28 protein-coding genes are annotated in these 26,742 nt (G+C 46.2%); 20 read left to right on the plus strand and 8 right to left on the minus strand.

The features are described 5' to 3' along the window. Positions 1-98: 98 nt before the first annotated feature. Positions 99-2,627, plus strand: coding sequence for a class I adenylate cyclase (locus VEA_RS02540; RefSeq protein WP_006743006.1), 2,529 nt, complete (start codon positions 99-101; stop codon positions 2,625-2,627). A 69-nt stretch (positions 2,628-2,696) separates the two neighbouring features. On the opposite strand, the gene cyaY is transcribed toward VEA_RS02540, so the two are convergent. Continuing rightward, positions 2,697-3,011, minus strand: a complete 315-nt coding sequence (gene cyaY, locus VEA_RS02545) for an iron donor protein CyaY (RefSeq protein WP_012841286.1) — start codon at positions 3,009-3,011, stop codon at positions 2,697-2,699. Positions 3,012-3,085: 74 nt separating this feature from the next. Between cyaY and lptM the strand changes: the two genes are divergently transcribed. The 7 genes from lptM to VEA_RS02580 all read left to right on the plus strand — a co-directional run bounded on the left by lptM (position 3,086) and on the right by VEA_RS02580 (position 10,331). Then, complete coding sequence (gene lptM, locus VEA_RS24670; protein ID WP_005378746.1) at positions 3,086-3,202, plus strand: LPS translocon maturation chaperone LptM; 117 nt, start codon at positions 3,086-3,088, stop codon at positions 3,200-3,202. A 61-nt stretch (positions 3,203-3,263) separates the two neighbouring features. After that, complete coding sequence (lysA, locus tag VEA_RS02555; protein ID WP_006743007.1) at positions 3,264-4,517, plus strand: diaminopimelate decarboxylase; 1,254 nt, start codon at positions 3,264-3,266, stop codon at positions 4,515-4,517. Positions 4,518-4,527: 10 nt separating this feature from the next. After that, the gene (gene dapF / locus VEA_RS02560; protein ID WP_006743008.1) at positions 4,528-5,358 is read left to right on the plus strand and encodes a diaminopimelate epimerase; all 831 of its coding nucleotides are present in this window, start codon (positions 4,528-4,530) and stop codon (positions 5,356-5,358) included. Further along, the gene (locus tag VEA_RS02565) at positions 5,352-6,083 is read left to right on the plus strand and encodes a DUF484 family protein (RefSeq protein ID WP_006743009.1); all 732 of its coding nucleotides are present in this window, start codon (positions 5,352-5,354) and stop codon (positions 6,081-6,083) included. The genes dapF and VEA_RS02565 overlap by 7 nt, the downstream gene beginning before the upstream one ends. Next, complete coding sequence (gene xerC, locus VEA_RS02570) at positions 6,049-6,981, plus strand: tyrosine recombinase XerC (protein WP_012841287.1); 933 nt, start codon at positions 6,049-6,051, stop codon at positions 6,979-6,981. Before VEA_RS02565 ends, xerC begins: the two co-directional genes overlap by 35 nt. Positions 6,982-6,989: 8 nt before the next feature. Continuing rightward, complete coding sequence (yigB, locus tag VEA_RS02575; RefSeq protein WP_006743011.1) at positions 6,990-7,706, plus strand: 5-amino-6-(5-phospho-D-ribitylamino)uracil phosphatase YigB; 717 nt, start codon at positions 6,990-6,992, stop codon at positions 7,704-7,706. Positions 7,707-7,844: 138 nt separating this feature from the next. Beyond that, positions 7,845-10,331: an EAL domain-containing protein gene (locus VEA_RS02580; protein WP_006743012.1), complete on the plus strand. Its 2,487-nt coding sequence runs from the start codon at positions 7,845-7,847 to the stop codon at positions 10,329-10,331. 82 nt (positions 10,332-10,413) lie between these two features. Here VEA_RS02580 and VEA_RS02585 read toward each other — a convergent pair whose 3' ends face one another. Both VEA_RS02585 and VEA_RS02590 read right to left on the minus strand, forming a co-directional pair. Next, positions 10,414-11,019 (minus strand): tRNA-uridine aminocarboxypropyltransferase, encoded by a 606-nt coding sequence (locus tag VEA_RS02585; RefSeq protein ID WP_012841289.1) that lies wholly within the window; start codon positions 11,017-11,019, stop codon positions 10,414-10,416. Continuing rightward, the gene (locus VEA_RS02590) at positions 11,019-12,569 is read right to left on the minus strand and encodes a COG3650 family protein (protein WP_006743013.1); all 1,551 of its coding nucleotides are present in this window, start codon (positions 12,567-12,569) and stop codon (positions 11,019-11,021) included. The genes VEA_RS02585 and VEA_RS02590 overlap by 1 nt, the downstream gene beginning before the upstream one ends. A 47-nt stretch (positions 12,570-12,616) precedes the next feature. On the opposite strand from VEA_RS02590, the gene VEA_RS02595 reads away from it, so the two are divergent. After that, positions 12,617-13,087, plus strand: coding sequence for an EVE domain-containing protein (locus VEA_RS02595; protein WP_006743014.1), 471 nt, complete (start codon positions 12,617-12,619; stop codon positions 13,085-13,087). Positions 13,088-13,140: 53 nt separating this feature from the next. On the opposite strand, the gene VEA_RS02600 is transcribed toward VEA_RS02595, so the two are convergent. Then, a complete protein-coding gene (locus VEA_RS02600) occupies positions 13,141-13,965 on the minus strand; it encodes a Cof-type HAD-IIB family hydrolase (protein WP_005393831.1) in 825 nt (274 codons plus the stop codon). A 237-nt stretch (positions 13,966-14,202) separates the two neighbouring features. Next, entirely contained in the window at positions 14,203-15,210 is a 1,008-nt protein-coding gene (locus VEA_RS02605) for an alpha/beta fold hydrolase (protein ID WP_012841292.1), read from the minus strand. 65 nt (positions 15,211-15,275) lie between these two features. Here VEA_RS02605 and rhtB point away from each other — a divergent pair, with 65 nt between their 5' ends. The 7 genes from rhtB to VEA_RS02640 all read left to right on the plus strand — a co-directional run bounded on the left by rhtB (position 15,276) and on the right by VEA_RS02640 (position 21,946). Next, the gene (gene rhtB, locus VEA_RS02610; protein ID WP_012841293.1) at positions 15,276-15,893 is read left to right on the plus strand and encodes a homoserine/homoserine lactone efflux protein; all 618 of its coding nucleotides are present in this window, start codon (positions 15,276-15,278) and stop codon (positions 15,891-15,893) included. Between the two features lie 24 nt (positions 15,894-15,917). Further along, on the plus strand, positions 15,918-17,141 hold the full coding sequence (locus VEA_RS02615; RefSeq protein WP_005393827.1) for an EAL and HDOD domain-containing protein: 1,224 nt from the start codon (positions 15,918-15,920) through the stop codon (positions 17,139-17,141). Positions 17,142-17,296: 155 nt separating this feature from the next. Next, entirely contained in the window at positions 17,297-17,632 is a 336-nt protein-coding gene (locus tag VEA_RS02620) for a metalloregulator ArsR/SmtB family transcription factor (RefSeq protein WP_005393826.1), read from the plus strand. A 42-nt stretch (positions 17,633-17,674) separates the two neighbouring features. Beyond that, on the plus strand, positions 17,675-18,676 hold the full coding sequence (locus VEA_RS02625) for an ArsJ-associated glyceraldehyde-3-phosphate dehydrogenase (RefSeq protein ID WP_006743017.1): 1,002 nt from the start codon (positions 17,675-17,677) through the stop codon (positions 18,674-18,676). 12 nt (positions 18,677-18,688) lie between these two features. Continuing rightward, complete coding sequence (locus VEA_RS02630; protein WP_012841294.1) at positions 18,689-19,183, plus strand: cyclin-dependent kinase inhibitor 3 family protein; 495 nt, start codon at positions 18,689-18,691, stop codon at positions 19,181-19,183. A gap of 256 nt (positions 19,184-19,439) precedes the next feature. Next, positions 19,440-20,657, plus strand: coding sequence for an organoarsenical effux MFS transporter ArsJ (gene arsJ, locus VEA_RS02635; RefSeq protein WP_006743018.1), 1,218 nt, complete (start codon positions 19,440-19,442; stop codon positions 20,655-20,657). 275 nt (positions 20,658-20,932) lie between these two features. Beyond that, positions 20,933-21,946, plus strand: a complete 1,014-nt coding sequence (locus VEA_RS02640; protein WP_005393819.1) for an acyltransferase — start codon at positions 20,933-20,935, stop codon at positions 21,944-21,946. Here the strand turns inward: VEA_RS02640 and VEA_RS02645 are convergent. Next, entirely contained in the window at positions 21,943-22,272 is a 330-nt protein-coding gene (locus VEA_RS02645; protein WP_012841295.1) for a DUF2500 domain-containing protein, read from the minus strand. The genes VEA_RS02640 and VEA_RS02645 overlap by 4 nt on opposite strands. A 328-nt stretch (positions 22,273-22,600) precedes the next feature. Here VEA_RS02645 and VEA_RS02650 point away from each other — a divergent pair, with 328 nt between their 5' ends. From VEA_RS02650 to VEA_RS02670, 4 genes are all read left to right on the plus strand, one after another. Then, positions 22,601-22,969, plus strand: coding sequence for a hypothetical protein (locus tag VEA_RS02650; protein ID WP_005393815.1), 369 nt, complete (start codon positions 22,601-22,603; stop codon positions 22,967-22,969). A 1,082-nt stretch (positions 22,970-24,051) separates the two neighbouring features. After that, a complete protein-coding gene (locus VEA_RS02660; RefSeq protein WP_006743019.1) occupies positions 24,052-24,672 on the plus strand; it encodes a lysoplasmalogenase in 621 nt (206 codons plus the stop codon). 69 nt (positions 24,673-24,741) lie between these two features. Then, complete coding sequence (locus tag VEA_RS02665; protein WP_005393809.1) at positions 24,742-24,963, plus strand: YecH family metal-binding protein; 222 nt, start codon at positions 24,742-24,744, stop codon at positions 24,961-24,963. Positions 24,964-25,070: 107 nt separating this feature from the next. Continuing rightward, positions 25,071-25,655: a YhgN family NAAT transporter gene (locus tag VEA_RS02670; protein WP_005393807.1), complete on the plus strand. Its 585-nt coding sequence runs from the start codon at positions 25,071-25,073 to the stop codon at positions 25,653-25,655. A 57-nt stretch (positions 25,656-25,712) separates the two neighbouring features. Here the strand turns inward: VEA_RS02670 and VEA_RS02675 are convergent, their stop codons facing one another. Further along, complete coding sequence (locus VEA_RS02675; protein WP_005378704.1) at positions 25,713-25,979, minus strand: DUF1145 domain-containing protein; 267 nt, start codon at positions 25,977-25,979, stop codon at positions 25,713-25,715. A 25-nt stretch (positions 25,980-26,004) separates the two neighbouring features. Then, a complete protein-coding gene (gene rsmD, locus VEA_RS02680) occupies positions 26,005-26,604 on the minus strand; it encodes a 16S rRNA (guanine(966)-N(2))-methyltransferase RsmD (RefSeq protein WP_012841297.1) in 600 nt (199 codons plus the stop codon). Positions 26,605-26,742 lie beyond the last annotated feature (138 nt).

The following is a 26,742-nucleotide window of genomic DNA, read 5'->3' on the forward strand; positions in this document are numbered from 1 at the left end:
ACCCGCACCAATAAAAGTGTTAAATTGATCACGTTTTTAGGCCATTTTGGTTTAAAACGTCAGCAGATTTTCGTGATTGTTCAACCAAGGAATTCCCCTTGCAGGCTTACACCCAAAAAATCATTCAGCGACTAGATAATTTGAATCAGCAGCGAGTTGATCGCGCGCTGGCGCTTATGGATTCGCAAAGCCAGCAAGTCTTCCACTTGATTCCTGCCTTGTTGAACTACAACCACCCTGTGATTCCTGGCTATTACGATGCCGATGTCCCGTTTGGTGTGCATGGGCTGGCGCTAAATAGCATTCAGCAGCAATTCATTGATGACATTCAACTTGCGATTGGTCAGCCACTTAAGACGGCAGAGAAGCCGGCTATCTTGGGCTTATACACCATGGGCAGTACCTCATCAATTGGTCAAAGTACTTCTAGTGATTTAGATATTTGGGTGTGTATTTCGCCAGATATGGATTGTGACGAGCGAGAATTGCTGACCAATAAATGCTTGCTGATCACCGACTGGGCACAAAGCCAAGGGGTGGAGGCGAACTTCTTCTTAATGGATGAAGAACGCTTTAGAAGCAACCATTCTGAAGAGATGACGGGTGATAACTGTGGCTCATCTCAGCACTTACTTTTGCTTGATGAATTCTATCGCAGCGCGGTGCGTATTGCTGGACAGCGTTTATTATGGCAAATAGTGCCGCCAGAAATGGAAGAGTGTTACGACGAGTATGTTTCTCAATTGTGCAGTGATGGTTACATCGACTGTAGTGAATGGATCGACTTTGGTAAATTGAACCGCATTCCTGCTGAAGAGTACTTCGGCTCGAACTTGTGGCAGCTATACAAAAGTATCGATTCTCCCTACAAATCGGTATTAAAAGCCATTCTGCTTGAAGCTTATTCGTGGGAATACCCACATACGCAACTGTTAAGCATCGATACCAAACGTCGTTTCTTTGCCCATGAGCCAGACCTCTATGGCATGGATGCGTACTACTTAATGCTGGAAAAAGTGACTCGCTATTTAGAGCGAATCCAAGACGACACTCGTTTGGATTTGGTGCGCCGTTGCTTCTATCTCAAAACCCACGAAAAGTTGTCGCGTGAACCGGATGTCGGTTCAGTGGCTTGGCGCCGTGAAGCGCTGAGCGACATGATTGCAAAATGGGATTGGGATGCCAGCGTTGTTGCTGAGCTCGATGATCGCCGCAACTGGAAAGTTGAACAGGTAAAAGTGGTGCATCATGCGTTGCTGGATGCGTTGATGCAGAGCTACCGTAATTTGATTCAATTTGCGCGTCGCAACGACATTACCTCCGCTATCAGCCCGCAAGACATCAGTATTTTGGCGCGTAAGCTTTACGCCGCTTTTGAAGTATTGCCGGGCAAAGTGACGTTGCTCAACCCACAGATTTCCCCTGATTTGCATGAACCGGATTTAAGCTTCATCGAAGTGAAAGATGGTGGTGTGAACAAGTCTGGTTGGTATCTCTATAAACAACCTCTGATCGCGCACCGCATTTTGGGGCAGCCATACTTAGAACATCATGAATACTTGAGCAAGTTAGTCTCTTGGGCATTCTTTAATGGTTTAATCACCGAGTCGACTCGTTTGCACGCGGTGGTGCGTGAAGCGCAACTGGATATCGATAAGTTCTACCAAATGGTGAGCGACTTACGAAATACCTTTGCGCTGCGTAAGCGCCGTCCGACGATGCAGGCATTAGCGAGCCCATGTGAGATCAGCCAGTTAGCGATGTTCATCAACTTTGAAAATGATCCTACGTCAGAGCTTTCGGGCCGTTCACTGAAAGTGGATGTAAAAAATACCGATATCTTCAGTTTTGGTCCGGAACATAAAAACTTAGTCGGCAGTGTCGACTTGGTTTACCGTAATTCCTGGCATGAAGTGCGTACGCTGCATTTCAAAGGGGAAACGGCGATGCTGGACGCACTAAAAACCATTCTGGGCAAAATGCACCAAGACGCGTTGCCACCAGAATCGGTGGATGTGTTCTGTTATGCGAAGAACATGCGTGGTGTGATGCGTAATATGGTCTACCAGCTTTTAGCGGAATGCATCGACTTACGCTTGAAGCCAGTAGAGCAAGAAAAACGCCGCCGCTTTAAAGCGATGCGCCTTGGTAACCAAACTTACGGGCTGTTCTTTGAACGTCGTGGTGTGTCGGTGCAGAAGTTAGAAAACTCCATTGATTTCTATCGCAGCATTTCTACTAACAAACTTAAAGGCTCGCCGCTATTAATGCTCGATCGTGAGCAAGAGTATCAAATGCCAGAAGCGGTGGATGGTTTTGCCAGTGAAGGTCTGGTGCAATTCTTCTTTGAAGATAATGAAGATGGCTTCAATATTTATGTGTTGGATGAGTCAAACCAAGTTGAAGTGTATCACCAATTCAGTGGCTCTAAAGACGAGATGATTTCGTCTGTGAACAGCTTTTACACATCCGTAAAAGATGACAGTCGTGTTGCGTCGAAATTTATCAACTTTAACCTGCCGCAGTACTACCAGATTATCCATCCTGAAGAGGGCAATGCTTATATCATCCCTTATCGTAATGATGGTTGCTCGCCGCATCGTCCGACGAAAGCGGTGAACGCGTAATTAAACCCGTATCAATAAACAAAAAGAGCACTTCGGTGCTCTTTTTGTTTTGGTGACGATTGACGGACATTATGCCCAATCAATGGCTTCGCCCGCGTGCTTTTCACACTCTTGCTTCACCATTTCAAATAGCTCCATGCCCGTTTTTGAGCAGGTCCATTTATCTTCAATAAGCTTGAAGTGGAAACCACCAGATTTGGACGCTAGCCAGATCTCATGCATCGGCTCTTGGCGGTTAATGATGATTTGGCTGCGGTCTTCAAATTCCAATGTCATTACGTTGCCAGTGACTTCGTAATCAATGTCTGCGCCTGAATCATCGATGGATTCTTCGATGATTTGCATCTGTGCATCCACCAGTTGATGAAATTCAGTATCGTTCATCCGTCTATCCTATTGCTTTTCCTGAGTGTGGTGCGATTATAGGGGGCATTGATTCAATAATCACGATATGCGAAATGAAAAAATTAGTTACTGTGTTGTTTGTGATGGTTGCCGCGACGTTAGCGGGATGTGGCCAGTCTGGCTCACTATACATTCCAGATGACACTCAACAGAATGAGCAATCACAATAAATAACCGCGCCTTAGGGTGAAATTAGGGTTCAGCAGTCGAATAAAATAAGGGAAGCGAATTTTGGATTACTTCAACTATCAGGATGATGGCCAGCTTTGGGCCGAAGACGTCCCACTTCAAGCTCTTGCAGAGCAATATGGCACTCCTCTTTACGTATATTCTCGAGCCACGCTAGAGCGCCACTGGAAGGCGTTTGATAGTGCTGTGGGTCAACATCCTCATCTAGTTTGCTACGCGGTGAAAGCGAACTCAAACCTAGGCGTATTGAACGCACTGGCGCGTTTGGGTTCGGGCTTTGATATCGTATCAGGTGGTGAACTTGAGCGTGTGATTGCCGCAGGCGGTGATCCGAAGAAAGTCGTCTTCTCTGGTGTTGGGAAAACACCTGCAGAAATGAAGCGCGCTCTTGAGCTAGGTATCAAATGTTTCAACGTTGAATCTGAGCCAGAGCTAGAACGTTTGAACAAGGTTGCGGGTGAGCTTGGTGTGATTGCGCCAATTTCTCTGCGTATCAATCCAGATGTCGACGCGAAAACACACCCTTACATTTCGACTGGTCTTCGCGACAATAAATTCGGCATTGCATTTGATCGTGCGCCAGATGTTTATAAATTCGCGCAAAGCCTGCCGAACTTGAATGTGCAAGGCATCGACTGCCACATTGGTTCTCAGCTGACCAATATCGACCCATTTATCGACGCGACAGACCGTTTATTAGCTCTGATTGATGATTTAAAAGCGCAAGGCATTAACATTCGTCACCTTGATGTCGGCGGTGGTTTGGGTGTGGTCTATCGTGATGAGTTACCACCACAGCCTTCAGATTACGCCAAAGCGTTACTAGGTCGTCTTGAAAATCACCAAGACTTGGAGCTGATTTTTGAGCCGGGCCGAGCAATTGCTGCGAATGCAGGTATCTTGCTAACGCGTGTTGAGTTTTTAAAACATACTGAGCACAAGAACTTTGCCATCATCGATGCGGCAATGAACGACTTGATGCGTCCTGCACTATACCAAGCATGGCAAGATATCGTGCCAGTTTCGCCGCGCACGGGTGAAGCTCAGACTTACGATTTGGTTGGCCCTATTTGTGAAACCGGCGACTTCTTGGGTAAAGATCGCGCACTCGTTTTGCAAGAAGGTGATCTACTCGCGGTTCGTTCAGCAGGTGCCTATGGTTTTGTTATGTCTTCGAACTACAATACTCGTACCCGAGCGGCAGAAGTAATGGTGGATGGTAAACAAAGCCACTTAGTTCGCCAGCGTGAGGAGCTGACCAGTTTGTGGCAGCTGGAACAGATTCTACCGGAGTAACACACAACAAATGCATTTCCACTTTTCCAAAATGCACGGTTTGGGCAACGACTTCATGGTCGTCGACTGTATTACCCAGAACGTGTTTTTCTCGCAAGACCTGATCCGCCGTTTGGCGGATCGTCATACCGGCGTTGGTTTTGACCAATTGCTCGTGGTAGAAGCCCCTTACGACCCTGAAACTGATTTCCATTATCGGATTTTCAATGCCGATGGTAGTGAAGTCGAGCAGTGCGGGAATGGCGCGCGCTGCTTCGCGCGCTTTGTTCGCTTGAAAGGGTTGACCAATAAATACAGCATCAGCGTAAGCACCAAAAAAGGAAAGATGATTCTCAACATCGAAGATGATGGAGAAGTGACGGTCAACATGGGTGTGCCAGAGTTTGAGCCGAACAAAATTCCTTTCAAAGCCAAGCAAAAAGAGAAAACCTACATCATGCGCGCTGGTGAAAAAACGCTGTTCTGTGGCGCGGTAAGCATGGGTAACCCGCATGTGGTGACGGTGGTCGATGACGTGGATACTGCTGATGTCGATACATTAGGCCCGCTGCTTGAGTCGCACGAGCGTTTCCCAGAGCGCGTCAACGCTGGCTTTATGCAGGTGGTGAGTCGTGACCATATTCGTCTTCGAGTTTACGAGCGAGGCGCAGGTGAAACACAAGCTTGTGGTAGTGGCGCATGCGCGGCGGTAGCGGTAGGGATTCTTCAGGGTCTGCTGGATGAAAACGTTAAGGTTTCTCTACCAGGTGGTGAACTGCGAATTGCGTGGCAAGGTCCGGGTAAGCCGTTGTTTATGACCGGACCTACAACGCATGTATTTGATGGTCAATTGTCTTGCTAGTAGAAGAAAAAGGAAACGGTTTGTCTCAAGTAGAAGCAGATGCCTTAACGGCTGAAGTGGTGGCCGAGTACCTCAAAGATCATCCCGATTTTTTTGTGCAGCGTCCGGAGCTTGTGGATCGTCTATCTTTCCCACACTCAGACTTGGGTGCCGTGTCTTTGGTGCACATACAAATGAATCGCCAACGTCAGCGCATTGAAGAGTTAGAGGAAGAGATCACCACACTGATGTCGCTTGCGGCGAACAACGATCGCACCTTTTACGAATTTATGGATTTGCAGGGGCAGATTCTAAAGTGTGGTGACTTTAAACAAGTCATTCATTCTATTGAAGAGAAAGCTAAAGCACTGGGCTTACGTGCGTTTGTTCGATTGTTTAGTCAATGCGACGCATCGATTCAATTGAGTAAGGAAAGTTATCAACGTTTTGCGACCACTCACTTAAATGGCAAAGACGCGTACCTAGGACGTCTTCGCAAAGTGGATCGTGAAGCTTTGTTTGGCAATATGGATGTGCCGGAAATGGGGTCCTATGTGGTACTGCCGCTCGTGAAACAGCAAACACTGGGCGTGCTAGCGTTCTCTAGTGAGGATGGCGGCCATTTTCAACCAGATATGGATACCTTGTTTTTGCGTCACCTATCATTAGTAGTGGCACATCTCGCTCAAACATTGGTATGGCAAAGTTACGATGACGACAACTCCCAACACTCCTCTGCCAAATAGTCTGCAAAAGCCTCTTGAGCGCTTCTATGAATTCTTACGAAGCGAAAAGGGGCTCAGCCTACATACTCAACGCAATTACAAACAGCAGCTAGAAACCATGGCGCAGCACTTGGCTGAAATGGGACTTAAAGATTGGTCTCAAGTTGATGCAGGCTGGGTGCGCCAATTAGCAGGTAAGGGCATGCGGGAAGGCATGAAAGCCAGCAGTTTAGCGACGCGCCTCTCATCGCTGCGTAGCTTTTTCGATTTCCTTATTCTGCGTGGCGAGATGTCAGCTAACCCTGCCAAAGGGGTTTCAGCGCCACGTAAAAAGCGCCCGTTGCCGAAAAACCTCGATGTTGATGAAGTGAGCCAACTGCTTGAGGTTAACGAAGACGACCCGTTGGCTGTGCGTGATCGCGCCATGATGGAGCTGATGTACGGTGCAGGCTTGCGTTTGGCTGAGTTGGTGAGTGTGGATGTACGTGATGTACAACTGCGCAGTGGCGAGCTTCGTGTTATCGGTAAAGGCGATAAAGAACGTAAAGTACCATTTTCTGGCATGGCAACTGAATGGGTTGCCAAGTGGTTGAAAGTCAGGGGTGACCTTGCTGCACCAGGTGAACCCGCCTTGTTTGTGTCTAAACTCGGAACGCGTATTTCGCACCGTAGCGTGCAAAAACGTATGGCAGAATGGGGACAGAAACAGTCTGTGGCGAGCCATATTAGTCCGCATAAATTGCGTCACTCGTTTGCGACACATATGCTCGAATCCAGCAATAACTTACGTGCGGTGCAAGAGCTTTTAGGGCACGAGAACATTTCGACGACCCAAATCTACACGCATTTGGATTTCCAACATTTAGCGCAAGCCTACGACCAAGCCCACCCACGCGCACGTAAAAAGAACGGGGAGTGAGCCGAAGTATGAAATTTTATCGCCGTATCGAGCCTATTAAGGCCATGACCTTCGATCTTGATGACACGCTGTATGACAATTACCCGGTGATTATCCGTATGGAGCGTGAGTTGCTGGCTTGGTTGCAGCAAACACATCCTGCCGTGGCGCACATGGATAAGGCTGATTGGATGCAGGTAAAAAAACATGTGCTCCAGCAGAGACCGGATCTCAGAAGCGATGTGACGCTTTGGCGTTTAGTGCAGCTAAAGCATGGTTTTCTTTCAGTTGGCTATGATGAAGCTCAAGCTCAAGCCGCAGCTGAAGAGGGTGTGCAGCTCGCTTTGGATTGGCGCAGTCAGTTTGAAGTGCCCCAATCAAGCTTAGATGTTTTGACACAACTGGGAGAGCGAGTTCCGCTCGTGGCGATCACAAACGGCAACGTCGATTTAGATAAAATTGGCTTAACGCCATATTTTCAATGTGTACTCAAAGCGGGGCCAGATGGGTTAGCGAAACCCGCCACCGATATGTTTACTAAGGCGAAACGGTTCTTGGATATTCCAGCAGAGAATATTCTGCATGTCGGTGATCACCTAACCACGGATGTGCATGGTGCAAAGTCGGCTGGTTTTGCGGCTTGTTGGTTCAATGATATGAATAAAAATGTCATTAACCATTCAAAAACACGTACTTTACCTGATATTGAAATCAATAGTTTGCAGCCGTTACTCACACTTTTTTAATTGCTTTCGCATTAATCCATTCTAATCTCATTTTGTGTCTAGAAAAGCAGCGTAAAGCCACGTAAATTATTCACTATTAAGTAAAAAGAGTAACGCCACACGTCGTGGTGAAGATAGTGTTACGGCAGTGGTAGGTGCATGCGAGCTTTTTCAAAACTGGTTTATGATGTCAGTCAGTTAAATGACTTTTTAGTCACTTCTCAGTTATCTTCAAGTAAACAATATTTGGTGCAAATATTGTCGACTCAATCACGCGACTTTACGACCACACTTGCGGACGCTGTTTTATTGTTGCTGCCGAATGCTCATGTCGTGGGGCATAGTACGCGTAATGTCATTCTGGAGGGGGAGATATTTACCTCTGGCTGCCTGATCAGTGTGACTGAGTTCGAACAAACCACGCTTACTTCTGCTGTACAAACCTACTCTTACTCCCCCGATATTGATGGTGGAGAGCTCAAACGCTCGCTTCTGTTGCAGCATAATTCGCAAGTGATCCTCAGCTTTGCTGTGCAAATTGAACGACGTGACTATCCCTTGTTTCAAACCTTCGCTAGTGAAGAAGTCGTGATCTCTGGAGGGTTGGCGCAGAGTATTGATGATGGCTGTTGGGTGCTATATCAAAACCGAGTTTACGATAATGCCGTGGTCGCCGTAGCTTTGCACAGCGATACCTTGAAGCTATGGACGGATGCGTATTCGGAATGGAACCCGATTGGCATGCCACATAAAGTCACCCATGCAAAAGGAACGCGCTTGTATTGCTTAGGTGAACAGAAAGCGTTGGACGTATACAAGCGTTATTTGGCGGATGGCCATGATGTGACGCTGAGTCAACTGCTCAGCTTTCCTTTGTATCGAGAAAGTTTGGGGCGTAAGGAAGTTTGCACGGTAACGGAGCTACACGCTGATGGCAGTATGAGTTTCGACAGGCCTTGGTGTCTTGGTGACGAAGTACAATTTTGCTATAACCACCCCTCATTAACGCTCGAACAGGTGCGACATGGTGTGGTTGAGTTAGCCATGCACCAACCTGAAGTCGTGATGATTTTTAACTGCGCGTCACGGTTAGACTTTATTGACAGCAGCGACGAAGTCCAAGCCTTCAAAGATATCGCGACGACGTTTGGTAGTTATTGTATGGGGGAACTGCATGGCGGTATTGGACAGCCAGAAATTCTTCATCACAGTCTGACGTATTTAGCGATGCGAGAGGGAGACGAAGTACAAGCATTGAACTTGCCTAAGTCGCCCGTTAGCTCCTCTATTTCACCATTGTTTAGCTTGATTCGAAATGCGATTGGCGACCTCAACCATATGAACGCGCATATGGGGTATCAACTCGATCGCCAAACGCGCAAGTTACAAGAAAGCTATCGGCGAGATAGTCGCACTGGATTACAAAACCGAGTCGCGCTGCAAGAGCGGCTGAGTAGCATCGATTTGGATGAGCACTTGCTGACTCTAAAGCTACTTAACTTCAGCCATATCAATGAAAAATACGGTTATAGAGTAGGGGATCAGCTACTTAAAGACCTCTCAATGCATTTTACGAATCGACTGCGAAAGCGTTTTGGCATGCCAACGGCTTTGCAGCTTTATAGTATTGGGGTTGGTGAGTGGGCGTTCATATTTAAAGCTGACCAAAGCAGTGAAACCATCAAACAGCACTTTACTCGTTTTGCCGACGCGGTAGAGCAAACTAATTTTGAGCCAATTGGTCTGCGCGAAATAGATTATCTTTCTATCTCGCTGTGCGGTGGCTTAGTGAGTCGTCGAGATTTTCCATCAGCTTCTGCGGATGAGCTATTGCTCAAAGGCATTGAAGCGAGGCGCTCCGGTGTGCGCAGTAATACCCATATCTGCAATGCGAAAGACATCGAAGTCAGTGAGGATGTGCGTAAAGAGCAACTTGGATGGTTGAGTTGCGTCAGTAAAGCCATTCTCAAACAGAACATCATCACCTATAGCCAGCCGATAGTGCATGCGGATAGCCATAAATTGGCAAGCCAAGAATGTTTGGTTCGCATTTTGGAGGAGGATGGAACGGTGATTGCGCCAGGGCGCTTCCTGCCTATTATTTCCGATACGCACCTTTATACTCGATTGAGTCGGCACATGATCCATTCTACGTTACATTACATGCGAGATAAGCAAGGTGACTTTTCTATTAACTTATCGCCGCAAGATTTGCTTAGTGATAAAACTTTAATGCTTTTAGAGCATGAAATTTGTCAGCTCAATGACCCTAGGCGAATTGGTTTGGAAGTGTTGGAATCTGAGCAAATCAAAGACTACGGTCGAATGATCGAAGTATGCAGTCATTTTAGAAGCTTAGGAGCGCGTATCATTGTTGATGATTTTGGCTCAGGCTATTCCAATATTGATGAAATCCTAAAGCTGGAGCCGGAAGTCATAAAGCTCGATGGCAGCTTGATCCGTGATATCGATAAAGACTTAAAGCAGCGCAAAATAGCTTCCCAGTTGGTGCGTTTATGTCAGGTGTTTAATGCGGAGACGGTGGCGGAGTTTGTCCACAATCGAGAGGTGTGCAAAATCGCGCAGGATATGGGCGTCGACTATCTGCAAGGCTACTACTTGGGTGAACCTACGCGTTTGTTTTAGTTGTGTTTCACGTGAAACCATTCCAATAAAAAACGCAGCCTTGGCTGCGTTTTTTATTTTGAGCCATTCGGTTTTAGTTGAGTTAGCTCGGTGATTGCTTGAGAGCGTGTCCACTTTTTTCGGCTTGAAATAGTGCAAGGTAGTGAGCAAAGAATGTGAGCATTTTTTGCTGGTTATTTTGCTCGCCTAGTTGTCCGAGTAAATGTGCGGCGACTTCAAACGTGCACAAGTTACCTTGTTGTTGGTTGCGTCGCAGCTGATATTGCGAGTCTGCCGATGTAGACAGCGCCATAGTAGGGATACTTTCTAACCAACGGCTCTTGTTGATCATCTTGCGCGCCTCTTGCCAGGTAGCGTCCAAAATAATAAACAGCGGAGTTTTGGCTTGTTGCTGGCTTTGGAGCGCCACATGTTCGAGTGTGACGCTTTCTTCACTTGGGAATAGAAGCACTGGATACAGCGACGGATCAGCTAATCGAGCGAGCAAGTCTGCTGGTGGTTGTTTTCGGTCCCAGGTTACTCGCTCAATATTGAGTTGGCACTGCTCTAGTAGCTGGCCGGTATTAGTATCACGCGTCAGTTCATTCGGATGCATCAACAGCAAGATGTTGTGCTCGCTGGTAAGTTTCGGCACCAGTGAGCACATACAGTTGAATTGAAAACCACAATTTGGACACGGTTGCGACATTACAGACGAACTCCTTCGCGCACAGGGCTAACCCCATCCGAGAACAGACGCACGCCACTGATTTGGTTTGGCGTTGCCGTTGGTGCCATGCTTGGGTTGAGTGGATAGCTAACCCCAGTGTATTGCATCACGTGTTGAGCCGCTTTAGCTCCGCCACCGCTGACATTAAAAATCAGATCTCGCCAACCATGGGAGGTTTGTTGGCCGAGCATAATCGGGCTTTGTACCAGTGTGATGCGGCTATTGAAGCGCCACTCTTTTTCGTGATGTTCAAAGATCAGCAATGTACAGCCACCGGAACCACACCAATCCAGCTGTACTAATAGCTCTTCGTTACCATCGCCGTTGAGGTCATAAGTTAGCCAACGGTACTGGTTGTTGTTGGGGTTGGTTTGGTGAATGAAGAAGTAGTTGCGTACGGCGGCATCTACTTTTGAGTCAAACTCCGCACTAGAAGGTACGTCTGCACTGCTGATGGGCTTGTTGGCGCGTTTCTCGGCTGGTTGCATCATGCCCTCATCACGAGTGGTGGCAGGGTAAAGCACTAAACCACCATCGGCGATTGGGTATACCAAGTTACCGACTTTTTCTTTGGTCGCTTTGAGCTGATTGCCTTCTCGCGTAAACAGTCGCTCTGACATCAGTCTTTGTTGTTGATGATGCGTCATGACGACTTGAACCTGAGACGGACTTAATTGTTGCCAGTACCCACGCTCGATTAACGGTGCCTGCCCATTGGCGTAACTGTATTTTGTTGTGGCGCTGTGGTCTGGGCTTAAGGTCATTTGCACCTCAAAACCTTGTGATTGGGTTGAAGTCGCGACATAGGTATTGGCCCAGCCAAGCGTAGCGTCCACGTTTGCAGCCGTACCACAACCTTGATAAGTGTCGCCATCATGTTTTAGCGTCGCTTTCCAGCCATACAAAGAATCACTCATCGTATCTGAACAGAGGTTTTCTGTTAGGCGAAGTTCACCATCTTGTAGTTGATATGTGCGCTGGCGAGGTTGAAGTTGACTGCTCTTAATCGCTAATTTTGAGGTTTGTTTTCCGATTGGCTGGAATGTCAGTCCATTAGCCTCAAAGCTTGCCGACCAAGAAGGCTCATTACCAAACACGCGAGTTGGTTTGTTTGGTTGCTGACAACGGTTTGGATTTTCCGTTGTGAGGAAGTTCACTTGTTCCACGACAAAGTTAGCATCGAAATCGGCAGAAAACCCATCGATGCCCGGTGGGTTGAGATGGCCGATAACCTCGCCATACATGGTCTGGTAAGGCTCGTTATTTAACTGAATTGCTCGTTGCATTTGCTGTGGTGACAGTTGTAACCAATATTGCTTGTCGCTGCCACAAGGCATGATGTATTGGCTCTCGTGACCGACGATCACTTTTCCACGTAGCATAAAGGTTTGAGGTTGAATGGTGTCAGGCTTATCTAAGGTGGCTGGTGGAGAAGCTGGGTCGGCAGCGCCAGAATGTGGCGGCTGCGAACTACATGCTTGCAGAACCAGCAGAGTGGCAAGCGCCACTGGGTTTTTCAAAGCCTTCATGTTATATCTTCCTCATTATTGTTACTCAATCGGCATCGGATGGCATTATGGCATATTGGTTATTTAAAACTGAACCAGATACCTTTTCTATTGACACGCTTCGAACCCAAAAGGTTTCATGTTGGGAGGGAGTTCGTAATTATCAGGCGCGCAATATGATGCGTGACCAAGTCAAGGTGGGCGATTTCGTCCTGATTTATCACTCTTCTTGCAAGAATGTTGGCGTTGCCGGTATTGCTAAAGTCGTGAGAGAAGCCTATCCCGATCATTTCCAGTTCGATCCTGAAAGTGATTATTACGATCCAAAGTCAGACCCAGACAACCCGCGTTGGATTATGGTGGATGTCGAATTCGTGCGTAAAACGACGCGAGTGATTCCGTTATCGGTGATGAAAGCGATGCCAGAACTTGAGAACATGCCATTGGTGAAACGTGGAAATCGCTTGTCGATCATGCCTGTGACAGAAGAAGAGTGGGAAGCGATCCTTGGCAAAGAGAAGTTGCCAAGTCAGCGATAAAAGAAAAGGGCTGCGAATGTGCAGCCCTTTGTTATTGTTTGGAGTATTGCAGCTTACAGCAAGTGATCTTGTAGGTAGTGTGCAACCGCATCTTCTGCATTGCTGCCAATCACTTCGTTATTTGGCAATGCTTTCATCACTTTCTCGTGTGATGTACCCATGACCAATCCTTTACCTGCCATCGACAGCATTTCTACGTCATTCATGCCATCACCAAATGCCACGCAATTTTCTAACGTGAGGCCGAGTTTTTTCGCTACCGCTTCAAGGGCATGGCCTTTAGACACACCTGCACTCATTACTTCCAAGCACCATGGTGTTGAAAACGCAATATTCAGCTTATCGCCAAATTGTTCACGTAGTTTGTTTTCAAACACCACCAAGCGTTCGTGGTCTTGTGCTGGGTGGGTGAAGAAGATTTTCGCAATACCGTCAGTTGGCGCTTGGTCTTCATCGAATAAGACGTATGTGAATTCGTCATGGAAATCACGCAATGTTTCGTCGTCTTTGTTCATCAACCAACTGTCATTTTGATACATGTGGATAAGTATTTCTTGATCGTGCTTGATCGTGTCGATCACGCCTTGAACCAGTTCTGCAGGGACATTCTCGCTGTACATCAGCTGATCTTCCTGGTCATGCACACGGGCACCGTTCGAGGTGATCATGTAAGCCGGAATACCGACCTGACGACGGATGCTCGCAACGTCTACGTGGTGACGGCCTGTTGCAAAGACAAAGGTGTAACCCTTTTCATGCAGCGCTTTTAGCGTCTCTTTTGAGTAAGCACTGAGCTGATGGTTTGGTGCGAGTAACGTGCCATCCAGATCAGAGGCAACGATTTTAGTGATCTCTTTGCAAGGTAGCGATGTGCTCATGAAGTCCTCGTAAACGGTTTGGATAGTGTGGAACAGGTGAATTGCAAACGGAGTACAGCAGACTGACTAGATCATGCTGCTCCGAATGCGGGGGAATTTTGGTCGGTTGCATCTACGTGGTTCAACGCAGCCAGACCCAAGCAGTGTACGTCAAAATGAGGATGAAAAAGAGGGTAAATCAATGTGCAGACATTTCCTCTTTAATCATGGCCGTGAAATGGTCGCCTAGAGTTCTTATTATGTTCTTTCGTTTGGCGATGATTTCGGGTCATTCATAAAGCGGAAGATCGCATCGAGTGCTTGATTACGATACTGGTCGGTCTCGAATAAGATCTCATGCTGTGCGCCTTCGATAGAAAGTAGCTCCGCATGTGGGTTGGTTTTACGCAATTTATCGATAAAACGTTTTTGTGCCAGATTGCTGACAATACGATCGTTTCCAGCTTGAATCAGGAGCACCGGTACTTTGACTTGGCGAGTCAATAAAAAGCATTGTTTTGCTGCCATTAGCCCTTGCCATACCCATCGTGTGCTCGGTCCACCGACTTGCAGTTCCGGTTTTTCCGTATAGAGATTTCGGAACCATTGGTAGCGACCATAGCTTTGGCTGAGCGGGTTATCTTCAAAGGGTTTAGGAAAGTAGGCCTGATGTCCTGGCGCATAACGTGGCAAAGTGGATACCGCTGACATAATTTGTGTTACTGGAATCGCTATTGGCGATAAGTACCATGGCAGATTAATACCAAACATAGGCGCACTAAGAATCAAGCCGGTAAAAGGATGTTCTGGGTGAGTTTGCAGATAACGTGTAGCGATTGCGCCGCCCATGGAGTGGGCAATGATGAAACATTGCTGATAGTCGCTAAGGTCGTGTTTGTTTACGACCACGTCCATATCGTCAATATAATCAGTAAAGTCATAGACGTGACCCATATCTGAGTCAGACAATAGACGATCTGATAAACCTTGTCCGCGGTGGTCAAAGGAATAGACGTCGAAGCCTTGGCGATAGAGATCGTAAAACAGTTCTTGGTATTTCCAGGAAGACTCAATGCGCCCATTAACGATGAGCACGGCTTTTTTATGTTCTGGGTTGGTCAGTTTGCACCAGTAAATGTTCTTTTTCTCAGTTCCTTTAACAAAGCCTTCTTGGCGAGTTTGCCAAAGTGCCGCGATCGGACCACCAATTGCTTGCTCAAATAATGACTCTTGAGTATAAGTCAAAGGTGAATGGTTAGTAGCCATTAGTCGATTACCTGAAGATACGTTGTTTACGCGATGTATCATCGAAGAATTAGTGAGGAAATGCAATGGATACCCACGTCTGGTTAGCTTATGTAGTAACTGCAATCGTTTTTAGTTTGGCTCCGGGGTCTGGCACGGTGAACTCAATCAGCAATGGTTTGAGTTACGGTACTCGCAAATCTTTGGGGGCTGTGATCGGTCTCCAAATTGGTTTGGCCATTCACATTGCGTTAGTTGGGGCGGGAATTGGTGCGCTGGTCGCACAATCGGCAACGGCATTTTCTGTCATTAAATGGGTTGGCGCGGCTTATTTGGTTTGGTTGGGTATCCAGAAATGGCGAGACACCTCCAGCTTGGTAGCGGCAGAGAGCCACAAAGACATGTCTGGCAAGGCACTCTTGTACAAAGCTATTTTGATTAACCTGACGAACCCTAAATCGATTGTTTTTCTGGTGGCGTTGTTTCCACAGTTTATTGACCCGGCACAAGACCAACTGACGCAACTGTTGGTGCTTGGTGTTACGACTGTTGTGATCGACGCGTGTGTGATGTTGGGTTACACCACCTTGGCGGCGCAAATGGGACGTTTTATTCGCTCCGATAAAATCATGGGGAAAATAAACAAAGTCTTCGGTTCAATGTTTATGGGTTGTGGTGCATTATTAGCAGCTGCAAAGTCATAAGCCATTTATAGGTCCTTCTTTAGCATGAATACAACGTATGTTGCTCGCCAGCCGATCTTTAACCGCAAAAGACAGACGCTGGGTTATGAATTGTTGTTTCGAGATGGGGAGAGTAACGCATACCCTTCGCATATTGAGTCAAACCGAGCAACATACCGATTAATTGTCGAGAATTTCCTATCACTGGGCACTAACCCAGTGATTGCTTCTTCGCGATGCTTTATCAATTTTCCTCATCAAAGCTTGGTGCGCCGCTTACCGCGCAGCTTGCCAAAAAACAAAATCGTCGTCGAAGTCCTGGAAACTTGCCAGCCGACCGATGATCTTCTCGATGCGATTCGCGAGTTGTATCGAGAAGGTTATTTGATCGCGCTGGATGATTTCACCTTAACGCCGGAGTGGCGTCGCTTCTTACCTTACGTGCACATCGTTAAACTCGATATCATGGCAATGGGGCTGGAAAAAGCGTGTGCGTTGGTCAAAGCTCACCTTGCTAAACGCGTCAAGTACCACTTTTTGGCGGAACGTGTTGAAACCGCAGAAGAGTTTGAGCAAGCCAAAGCGGCTGGCTTTAAGTTTTTCCAAGGCTACTTTTTTAGTAAGCCATTAGTTTCGCAAACAAAATACGTGAGCCCTGAGCAAGTGTTAGCGCTACAGCTTTTTCGTGAAGTCTGCTCACCAGAGCCAGACTTTACTCGTATTGAAACCATCATTACGCAAGATGTCGCGTTGTCGTACAAATTATTGCGCTTTGTAAATACGCAAGCGCCAAACCTCGCTGTCGAAATCAGCTCGTTTCGTCAGGCCTTGATCTACCTTGGTCAGGATAATCTTAAGCAGTTTGTCTCCTTGGTCGTGGCGTCGTATATCTCTAGTAACAAGCCTCGAGAACTGTATCACCTTTCATTACAACGAGCGCAGTTCTGCCAATTAATGTCGCGTTATCAGCCATTTTCCCACCTCAACGAACAAGGGTTTATGGTCGGCTTATTATCGATTTTAGATGCGATGCTTGATTTGTCGGTGGAATCTTTAGTCAAGCAATTGCCACTTAGCGAATCCGTACAACAAGCCTTATTACATCGCAAGGGGGTTTATGGTGCGCTGATTTCTCTCGAAGAGTGTTACGAGCGTGCCGACTGGTCAGGCGTTGAAAAAATCACGACGCAGTTGGGATTGTCTTTGGAAGAGGTCAAGCTCTCGTTAGGCGAAGCGGTTCGCTGGAGTCAAAACGTCGCAACCGCGTAAATTTCTGCCGTATCTTTATTCTCTCTAACCGTTCTTCTCTCAATCTTTATTGGCTGTTTCGATGTGAAACTTTTATGACGATGATGGGATCACTCTTGACGACATTTCAGAGTTAAATAAATATATACGCATATCCATATATAGGTATGTTTATTATGCTTCCACATCAGTTTTTCAAGCTGTTATCCGATGAAACGCGCGTACGTTGTTTAATGCTGGTGGCCCGTGAAGGCGAAACTTGCGTGGGTGATTTGGCGTTTGCGTTGCAAGAGAGTCAGCCGAAAGTTTCTCGTCATCTTGCTCAGTTACGCTCCAGTGGCATCTTGGTGGATAAACGCCGAGGGCAATGGGTGTACTACGAGTTATCGCAGCAACTACCAGGTTGGATGCGTAAGCTGATTGAAGACTTAGTGGCATCAAACTGTTTGAAGCAAGAGTACCAAGACGACATCACACGCTTACACGATAAAAGTCGTGAGGCTTGCTGTTAATAGCAAACAGAGATTCAAGGTAGAAGATTAAAGGGTAAAACTATGACAATTAAAGTAGGCATTAATGGCTTTGGCCGAATTGGTCGTTTAGCACTGCGAGCGGCATTCGACTGGCCAGAGTTAGAGTTTGTGCAAATCAACGATGTCGCAGGTGATGCAGCGACGCTTGGCCACTTATTAGAGTTCGATTCAGTGCAAGGTCGTTGGCACCATGAAGTGCAGGTTGAGGGCAATGAGCTCGTCATCAATGGCAAGCGCATCGCCACGACTCAGCAACGTGACATTGACGCCGTGAACTGGTCTGGCTGCGATGTTGTGATTGAAGCGACAGGTGTACACCGCAAAACCTCGTACCTAGACCAATACCTCGATCAAGGTGTGAAGCGCGTGGTGGTGAGTGCGCCAGTGAAAGAAGAAGGCATTGCGAACATTGTTGTTGGCGTGAACGATCACATCTTCGACCCTGAAAAACATCGCATTGTGACAGCCGCTTCGTGCACAACAAACTGTATAGCGCCTGTGGTGAAAGTCATTCATGAGAAGTTGGGCATTGAGCAATCCTCTTTCACGACAATTCACGATTTGACCAATACGCAAACCATTTTGGATGCGCCACATAAAGACCTGCGTCGTGCTCGTGCGTGCGGCATGAGTCTTATCCCGACCACTACCGGCAGTGCGACAGCCATTGTGGAAATTTTCCCAGATTTAAAAGGCAAGATTAACGGCCACGCGGTACGTGTACCGTTGGCGAATGCGTCATTGACCGACATCATCTTCGATGTAAAACGCGATACCACAGCAGAAGAAGTGAATGCTTTGCTGAAAGAGGCGTCGGAAGGGGAGCTAAAAGGCATTCTTGGCTTTGAGGAACGTCCGTTGGTGTCGATCGATTACAAAGGCGACCAACGCTCAACCATCATTGATGCACAATCCACCATGGTGGTTGGCTCACGAATGGTGAAGATTTACGCCTGGTACGACAATGAAATGGGATACGCAACGCGCACCGCAGAATTGGTTCGAAACGTTGGTCTGGCATAACAGGAGTTCATAATGTTTCATCCTACATGGCAATTAGATTTGGACTCCGGTGCATTAGTTCTGACACCGTGCCCGGGTACCAAAGGCGTCGAGTTGAAAGCGTCGTTGGAACAGTTGAAGGAGCAGGGGGTTCAAGCGATCGTTACTGCATTGGACGATAGCGAGTTAGCAGCGAAAGACGTTGCGGCTTTGGGTGACACCACTCAGCAGCTGGGCATGAAATGGTTCCAGATCGAGATTGAAGATGACTGCGCACCAAGTGAAGAATTTTCGGCGAAGTGGCAACAAGCCAGCCCGGAACTGCATGCGATTCTTGCTCAAGGTGGCAAAGTCGCGATGCACTGCATGGGCGGCTCGGGTCGCACAGGTTTGTTTGCGGCTCACTTGTTGCTAGAGAAGAAATGGCAGTTAGAAGAAATCGTGCGAGAAGTGCAAGCTCTTCGCCCTGGTGCGTTTACAAAACCGGTGCAGCTTGAGTACATCGAACGCGTGGCGAAAGACGCTTGATCAGCTTAAATAGCTTTTGGAACATTATGATCCAAAAGCTATTTTCCAGTTTATATAATGGAAAATAGGGCAGCAGTAAAACTAAAAGTTTCAATTTAAGTTTTTGTTTTTATTGGTTATCTTTTTCCGTTTGTAAATTTCGGTGTGTTTGTGAATTCGAACTAAAGTTGTATCGCCTTATGGTTGGTGTACAGGTTAATAAGCATTTGGCACATGATGATCTAAATACTTCTATCGCTGTACATAAGAGGTCAATATGATTTCTCAATTGAGCAAAAGTATTCGTCAGTACATGTTAGTGACGTTTAACTATTGGAACTTTACCGTGACCGACGGAGCGCTGCGTATGCTGGTGGTGCTCTATTTTCACGACTTGGGTTATTCCACGTTAGCTATTGCCTCACTGTTCCTTTTCTATGAATTTTTTGGTGTGGTGACCAATTTGATTGGTGGTTGGTTGGGCGCAAGGTTAGGCCTGAACAAAACCATGAACATTGGTTTAGCGATGCAAGTGTTTGCGTTGTTAATGTTGGCCGTGCCCAACGCTTGGCTGACGATTCCTTGGGTGATGGCAGCACAAGCCCTGTCGGGGATTGCCAAAGATCTGAACAAAATGAGTGCTAAGAGCGCGATTAAAACGCTAGTACCAGACGAGCAGCAAGGGGCGCTCTACAAATGGGTAGCGATTTTGACTGGCTCGAAGAATGCACTCAAAGGAGCGGGCTTTTTTGTTGGTGGCTTGCTGCTATCTTGGGTGGGTTTTCAAAACTCGATGTTTATTATGGCGGGTGTACTTACATTAGTGTTTGTTTGCAGCATGATCTGGCTAGAAGCGGACATGGGTAAAGCAAAGAGTAAACCTAAGTTTCGCCAAATATTCTCCAAGTCTGAATCGATAAACATTTTATCCGCAGCACGCATGTTCTTGTTTGGTGCTCGTGATGTGTGGTTTGTCGTTGCTCTGCCTATTTATCTTGGTAGCGTGTTTGGCTGGGATCACTTGTGGGTCGGTGGCTTTTTAGCCGCATGGGTCATTGCTTATGGGTTTGTGCAAGGCTTTGCGCCGCGTATTACTGGTAAAGCGCAAGGTCGCGTGCCCGATGGTAGTGCAGCATTAGTATGGGCAGGAATTCTTGCGTTAATTACGGGCGGTATTGCTTATGGTGTGCAAATCGGCTGGCAGCCTGAGTTGGTGATTGTTGTGGGGTTAATGATTTTTGGCGCTGTGTTTGCCATTAACTCTTCGCTGCACTCGTATCTGATTGTGAGCTATGCCAAAGGCGATGGCGTATCTCTGGATGTTGGCTTCTATTACATGGCCAATGCGATGGGACGTTTGATTGGCACGGTATTATCGGGTTGGATCTACCAAGAGGCTGGTCTTGCGGCGTGCTTATGGGTCTCCTTTGCTTTCTTGGCGCTGACGACGCTGATTTCGATTAAGTTGCCAAAAGCTAACGTTGCTACTGCGTAACTATTCCCAGTATTGCTATCTGTAGATGGTATAAATGGCTCCAAATCGGAGCCATTTTTGTTTCTTATGCGCCGTTGATGTAATCAAACTGTGTGGGTTTGGCATCGAGAGTGAATGCTGATGTTTGGTTCTCGTTAATTGATTAGAGTGGTGATGAAATCCCCGTTGTAGGTCATTGTTGCGTTAAAAATAAGCAAAAACAGATTGTTAACCATTTCACTGGCTGAGATTTACCCTATGCTATAAACGATAAGCGACTCAAAGTAGGGAAAGGTATGAGAGAAAGGGTTCTGTTTTTTGATTTATTGCGCTGCTTTGCTGCGGTGGCAGTGATCGCCATTCACGTCTTGGCCCCTTATCGAAATGAGTTAGGAGTGATCCCGTTTGACCAATGGTTGACGGCGGTAGGCGTTAATAGCGTTACCCGCTGGGCGGTGCCAGTTTTCATTCTGATCACCGGAGCGTTGATGCTCAGTGACACTCGACCATTTGACGGTAAGTATTATATCAAAAGGCGTTTAGGCAAAGTCTTAGTCCCATTTCTTATTTGGTCGATGTTTTATGCATACCTCTCTGGCTGGACGGCTCAAGGGTTTGACTTTGAAACTGTAAAAGAGGTATTGAGCAATAGCCCATTCCACGCGACGTATTACCACCTAGGGTTCTTCTATTACTTTATACCGCTGTATTTTGTGATTCCGTTGTTCCAATGGATGGTACGCAACGTTGATGACAATGTGTTGTATACCTATCTCGCATTTTGGCTTTTCACCAGCACGCTGTTTTTGTTCAAGATTGATGGTCCGTGGAGTAACCAAATGTGGCTCTACATGGGTTACCTTCCTCTGGGTTATGTTCTATTTCAAAAAGTGCCTTTGAACCGCTCTATGGTGACCTTATTTACAGGGTTTGGCCTCGTCGCGTTGGCTGTGACATTTACTATGGTCGTGACGAACAGTTTAGAGGCGGAGAAGTACACGGTTGGACGCTGGCTTTCTTACAAAACACTGAATGTCATTCTAGCGGCTTCGATGATTTTCATGATCGGTCGTTACTTTGGGGAAGGCTTGTCACCAAAAGTACAAAAAGTGGTGAGTGTGATCAGTCAGCACAGCTTGGGGATTTACTTACTTCACCCAATTTTCTTATGGCCGATGAAAGCGTTTGGTTGGTACACCGGACATCCCGCATGGGTGATTCCAGTCTGGATCATTATCAGTGGAGCTGGAGCCTTGGCGATGAGCTATCTCTTTTCTCGCTCTGCCAAGACTCGTTGGTTACTGCCTTAACGTTTGATGGCGAAGTGAAGGAATTTGTTACCACGATAGGTTAGCGTTCCTTTATCTCCAGGGTTGAGTGCATGGTAGTAGTGCACTCCAATTTGGAACTCTCGTTTAGGGCCAATAGAACCGCGTTGGACATAAATCCAATATTCTTGGTCGTCTTGGCCTGGTGGTGCATCTGGGACGTCGATAGCTTGCTTATCTAAAATAGTTACCTGTGCACTTTGTTCTGGAGCGTCTTCGCCCACATAGTGCTTGCTATAGAAACGAAAAAATACCCATGCGCCCAAAGCAATAAGGGCGAACAGGGCGACAATAAGTGAGATTGGCATGTTAACCTCCGATGTTTCATTGAGCTCTATTCTACAGAACTCATTGATGAAACGATGAGTTGAGATAACTTATTCATAATCTAATGAAAGGGACATGAATTTTATTCGGCGCACTTCACGGTTTACCTCAATGGGGACGCGATGAAATCGTTGCTTCATCTGCAAGCTACGTCACTAAAGCTGAACTAAGCAGCTTTCACTTGTCTGGCTATATGCGCTCAAGGGCACAAATTGAAAGTAAAATTGCACTTAACGGCTCGAAAAAGCTCTAAATTTATAGAAGAATAAAAATAACGAACACGGGAAGGGTCTGGTAAGGAGGGTTACGATGTCAGATATTGAAAAAGTAGTCATGCGTACCCGAACGATCGAAAAACTTTTGCGTACTCAGTACCATGCAGAAGGGAAAGGGTTACACCAACTTATTAATAGTTGTGAAGAACGTTTACCACATGACGTGATAGCGAAGCTTCGTTTTATCGCTACTGTGCGTAATAAAGTGGTTCACGAAGACGATTATAAGCTGGATGATCGGAAAGGCTTTATGGCGGCATGTGACGCTTGTGAAAAAGAGCTAACGCCAAGAAGCTCTCGTTTTATTTGGCGTGCAGCAATTTTGCTAATGACGTTGATTACGCTCGCCGCTCTTGGTTTCTACTATATGCATTGGGATATCTTGTCCAAACACATACAGTAGAAAAACACAGATAAATAAAAAAGGACGCATTTGCGTCCTTTTTTATTTTTAATCAGTAGGTTAGTACATCATTGGCAGTGTCATTAAACCCACAACCACTGCAATCATTACCAGCCCTTGTTTTTGAGAAGATGAAATCATAACACTACCCCTTAATCTTTGATGAACTCGATGAATTTAATATAGCACTGTTTTTGGGGTTTGATCAACATATGCTCGATAATCTTTTCAAAAAATACACTTAACTTGTCTTTTTTTACGTGTTTTTGACTAATGAAACTGTGTTTTTTGTGTTGTATTTAAAATGCTCGTATTGTGTGATTGTTGTTCGTATTTTGTTTAAGTGTATGATTTTAAAGTGTCAATCTTGGTTTGTTGTTGGCTTGGAAATTGTTTTTTGTTTCGGTTGGTATGTTGATTGCCGATTTTGTCTGTGTTTCTCAAAAATTGAGAAAATAAAAAGATGTGCTATGGAGGTGCATCATTGAGTTGAGGTGTGGAAGGGGAATTTTCTTATCTAATGAGAAAATATGGGCTTAAAAAGTGTTTAGTGATTTGATGGTTTATGAAGTCGGTGTTTTCGATGGTTATTGATAATGTGGCTTTATTTATCATTAGCTTACGTTCGTTATTTGATGTTTTTGTTATTGAGTTAAGTTTGATTTTTCATGTTGTTCTAATCTGTTCATCGGTGGTTTCTACTATCTTAGCTCGCTACCAAGACGATTTTCTGTTTTGTGTCTGTTATTTATTCTTGTTGCCTGTGATGTATACAGTCTGATGGTTTAGTCATCAGTTTTTGACGTGATGGGTTACCAAGGCCATTGGGCTGCTTTTTAGTTAAATGGCCTGACTAAGCGCGGGTTATTGTGCCGTGTGATTTGATGAACTTGGCTCATGGGATAGGGCTCTGCCCCATATTTATGGCCGTCATTAAGGCTCATCGACTTAATTGTTGTGCAGACTGAGGGTTACAAAATGTTTCGAATCGCTAGCGAGATCCAACTTTCGCAGATTGTGTCTTTACATCAAAACTGGTCTACCTAGACTAGCGGCGAGTTTAAGTAAAAGGTGTATACGGCATGTGGAGTTGGCTGGCGATAGGGCTATCAGGTGTGTATTCCGTGTTGGGAGCAAAACAAGCTAACCCGACACAATCCCTCGTGTTTAAAATCTTTACTCTGCTACTTCTTCTTGTGTTGGTGTTAACTCAAGGCGCATCCGCAACATATACCTACTGGATTGCGGGTGGGCTTATTGTTTCTATGGTGGCAGATACGCTGCACTCGTTTAAAACTCGTAAGCTAATTTACTTTGCTGCGTATTTGCTTGCTCAGGTGTGCTACAGCAAGTCATTTTGGGTGCAGCTTAATGGTGAGATTGTCTGGTGGCTGTTGGCCCTACTGCTCGCAGCGAGTATCGTGGCGTTCTTTTTGTTGCTACCTCAACTCGACTCTCTGGTGTTTCCTGTTGTGATCATGGGGATGATGTTGGTTCAGCTTGCTTGGGCGGCGGGTGAAGTTTGGTTGCAGGCCCCGAGCTATGCCAATGCTATCGGTTTCAGCGGAACCCTAGTTTTGACCTATTCGGCGTTGGCGTATGCGATACACGGTTACCGAAAACCGATGAAACACGCCTATTTGTGGGTAAGTGGTAGCTACTTCTTTGCCCACGCCCTCATTGTTGCCTCTATCATTTACTAATTTAAGTCAAAGCAGCTCCCGAAGATTTCAGTAAACTGGACGTATTGTTCTTGATGACTGGAGTCAATAATGAGTGAAATCCATGCCCACGAGCTGCTAAACCTACTTCGAGAAACGCCAATGGATCGCGAAGCGCTGGCACAGCACTTTGGCAACACCGTTCGCTTTCACACCTGTAAACTGAATGATCTAGACTTAGATGCATTGCTAGCATTTTTGCTCAAGCGCGACAAAATCCGTGAGCTTGAAGGTAAGTTTGTGGTCAATATGGCGCGTGTCTGCAATCACTAAACGGCGGCTATAATGCGAGGGTGAATATGCTGTTTTCGCCCTCAGCCATGTACTCACGTTGTCAGTTTGCTATACACTGGCCGCCATTTTTTAGGTGAGGCCAGAATATGGACATTCTTTCTGCAGCGACCATGCTGTTTCTAATCATGGACCCTCTCGGTAATTTGCCGATTGTGTTGTCTATTCTCAAGCACATCGATCCTAAGCGTCGCCGTAAGGTATTGATTCGTGAACTACTGTTTGCCTTACTAATCTTGATGTTGTTTCTGTTTGCAGGACAAAGCATCTTAAGTTTTTTGCATGTCCAGCCAGAAACGCTCAGTATTTCAGGTGGCATTATTCTCTTCATTATCGCGATTAAGATGATTTTTCCGAGCGCTGGCAGCATCACTGGACTGGCGGCAGGCGAGGAGCCCTTTATTGTTCCGATGGCCATTCCTATGATCGCCGGCCCTTCCGTGATTGCAGCATTGCTTTTGCTATCTTCACAGCATCCAGAAAAAATGTTGGAAATGTCCGCATCAGTTGTGATTGCGTGGGGCGCAACATTTTTTATTCTAATGTTTTATGGCTTCTTTAATCGTTTGTTGGGCGAGCGTGGCTTAAAAGCGGTAGAGCGTTTAATGGGCTTGTTGCTGGTGATGATCTCTACTCAAATGTTTTTGGATGGTGTTAAGAGCTATCTTGGGTGATGGAATAAACGTAATAAAAAAGCCGCTCTTGTGAGCGGCTTTTTAGTATTTGGGCGATTACATCATGTGTTTTCGACGAATATCGAGCAGGGCAAAAATACCAAAGATCAGGATGGAATATTTTTCCCAACTGCTCATTTTAATTTTGTCGCCAAATGCGCCAATGAAGATGGCCATTTGTAAACCGTGCATGATGAATAAAAAAGCGGTCATGATGTACAGCGCAATCGCGGCATTGCCGGGAAACGGCATAAAAATATTGAGGATCAATACTAACCAAACAAAGGCGATAGCCGCTTTGGCCAGCATAATTAGTGCTTTCATTTAAGTGTCCTTTTAAATCGAGGCGTTATGCGGAGGTACGTTCATACAGACGATAGCTCACTTGGCCTGCTGTTTTTTCTCGATGTAATTGCCAGTTTTCTGGTAAGTCGGCAATATTGAGTTCTTTTTCTGTTTCAATATAAATCATCGCATCTTCCGCGAGCCAGCCATTTTGTTCTAGCAGAGCCACGGTCTCATCCAACAGACCTTTGCGAAACGGTGGGTCAATAAACACCACATGATGCGCAGTACCCGGCTGTTTTAAAAAGCTCAAGGCATCTGTATTCACTACTTGGATGTTGTTCGCGTTAAGAGATGCCACGTTCTTCTGTAATTGCTGAAAAGCTTGTGGGTTCAGCTCAACCATGGTCACTTGCTCTGCTTGGCGCGAAGCTGACTCAAAGCCTAAGCCGCCGGAGCCGGCAAATAAGTCGAGACATTTTGCTTGCGGCACATCTTGAGCCAGCCAGTTAAATAGCGTTTCTTTGACGCGATCGGTCGTTGGGCGTAAGCCTTCAGCATCGTGTACAGGAAGTTTTCTGCCTCTCCATAAGCCACTAATAATGCGAACAAAGCCCGTTGTTGGCTTTTTTTGTGATGAGTTTTGCTGGCGACGTCTTACCATAGATTTTTTGACCGCTAATAAAGTGATACTATATCTAATCGCCCAAGCCGTGAGCTTGGAGCTTGGATACAGCCCAGAATATTCAAGATGACAGAGTGTAACACTAATAAGATTAGAATTACCTAATCGGAAAGTTTT

It is taken from the genome of Vibrio antiquarius (genome assembly GCF_000024825.1).
GTDB lineage: Bacteria > Pseudomonadota > Gammaproteobacteria > Enterobacterales > Vibrionaceae > Vibrio > Vibrio diabolicus.

Coding starts and splice junctions, on each gene's coding strand:
- cyaY (WP_012841286.1), bottom strand. CDS start 3,011: ATGAACGATACTGAATTTCATCAACTGGTGGATGCACAGATGCAAATC.
- lptM (WP_005378746.1), top strand. CDS start 3,086: ATGAAAAAATTAGTTACTGTGTTGTTTGTGATGGTTGCCGCGACGTTA.
- dapF (WP_006743008.1), top strand. CDS start 4,528: ATGCATTTCCACTTTTCCAAAATGCACGGTTTGGGCAACGACTTCATG.
- xerC (WP_012841287.1), top strand. CDS start 6,049: ATGACGACAACTCCCAACACTCCTCTGCCAAATAGTCTGCAAAAGCCT.
- yigB (WP_006743011.1), top strand. CDS start 6,990: ATGAAATTTTATCGCCGTATCGAGCCTATTAAGGCCATGACCTTCGAT.
- VEA_RS02580 (WP_006743012.1), top strand. CDS start 7,845: ATGCGAGCTTTTTCAAAACTGGTTTATGATGTCAGTCAGTTAAATGAC.
- VEA_RS02585 (WP_012841289.1), bottom strand. CDS start 11,019: ATGTCGCAACCGTGTCCAAATTGTGGTTTTCAATTCAACTGTATGTGC.
- VEA_RS02590 (WP_006743013.1), bottom strand. CDS start 12,569: ATGAAGGCTTTGAAAAACCCAGTGGCGCTTGCCACTCTGCTGGTTCTG.
- VEA_RS02595 (WP_006743014.1), top strand. CDS start 12,617: ATGGCATATTGGTTATTTAAAACTGAACCAGATACCTTTTCTATTGAC.
- VEA_RS02600 (WP_005393831.1), bottom strand. CDS start 13,965: ATGAGCACATCGCTACCTTGCAAAGAGATCACTAAAATCGTTGCCTCT.
- VEA_RS02605 (WP_012841292.1), bottom strand. CDS start 15,210: ATGGCTACTAACCATTCACCTTTGACTTATACTCAAGAGTCATTATTT.
- rhtB (WP_012841293.1), top strand. CDS start 15,276: ATGGATACCCACGTCTGGTTAGCTTATGTAGTAACTGCAATCGTTTTT.
- VEA_RS02615 (WP_005393827.1), top strand. CDS start 15,918: ATGAATACAACGTATGTTGCTCGCCAGCCGATCTTTAACCGCAAAAGA.
- VEA_RS02620 (WP_005393826.1), top strand. CDS start 17,297: ATGCTTCCACATCAGTTTTTCAAGCTGTTATCCGATGAAACGCGCGTA.
- VEA_RS02625 (WP_006743017.1), top strand. CDS start 17,675: ATGACAATTAAAGTAGGCATTAATGGCTTTGGCCGAATTGGTCGTTTA.
- VEA_RS02630 (WP_012841294.1), top strand. CDS start 18,689: ATGTTTCATCCTACATGGCAATTAGATTTGGACTCCGGTGCATTAGTT.
- arsJ (WP_006743018.1), top strand. CDS start 19,440: ATGATTTCTCAATTGAGCAAAAGTATTCGTCAGTACATGTTAGTGACG.
- VEA_RS02640 (WP_005393819.1), top strand. CDS start 20,933: ATGAGAGAAAGGGTTCTGTTTTTTGATTTATTGCGCTGCTTTGCTGCG.
- VEA_RS02645 (WP_012841295.1), bottom strand. CDS start 22,272: ATGCCAATCTCACTTATTGTCGCCCTGTTCGCCCTTATTGCTTTGGGC.
- VEA_RS02650 (WP_005393815.1), top strand. CDS start 22,601: ATGTCAGATATTGAAAAAGTAGTCATGCGTACCCGAACGATCGAAAAA.
- VEA_RS02660 (WP_006743019.1), top strand. CDS start 24,052: ATGTGGAGTTGGCTGGCGATAGGGCTATCAGGTGTGTATTCCGTGTTG.
- VEA_RS02665 (WP_005393809.1), top strand. CDS start 24,742: ATGAGTGAAATCCATGCCCACGAGCTGCTAAACCTACTTCGAGAAACG.
- VEA_RS02670 (WP_005393807.1), top strand. CDS start 25,071: ATGGACATTCTTTCTGCAGCGACCATGCTGTTTCTAATCATGGACCCT.
- VEA_RS02675 (WP_005378704.1), bottom strand. CDS start 25,979: ATGAAAGCACTAATTATGCTGGCCAAAGCGGCTATCGCCTTTGTTTGG.
- rsmD (WP_012841297.1), bottom strand. CDS start 26,604: ATGGTAAGACGTCGCCAGCAAAACTCATCACAAAAAAAGCCAACAACG.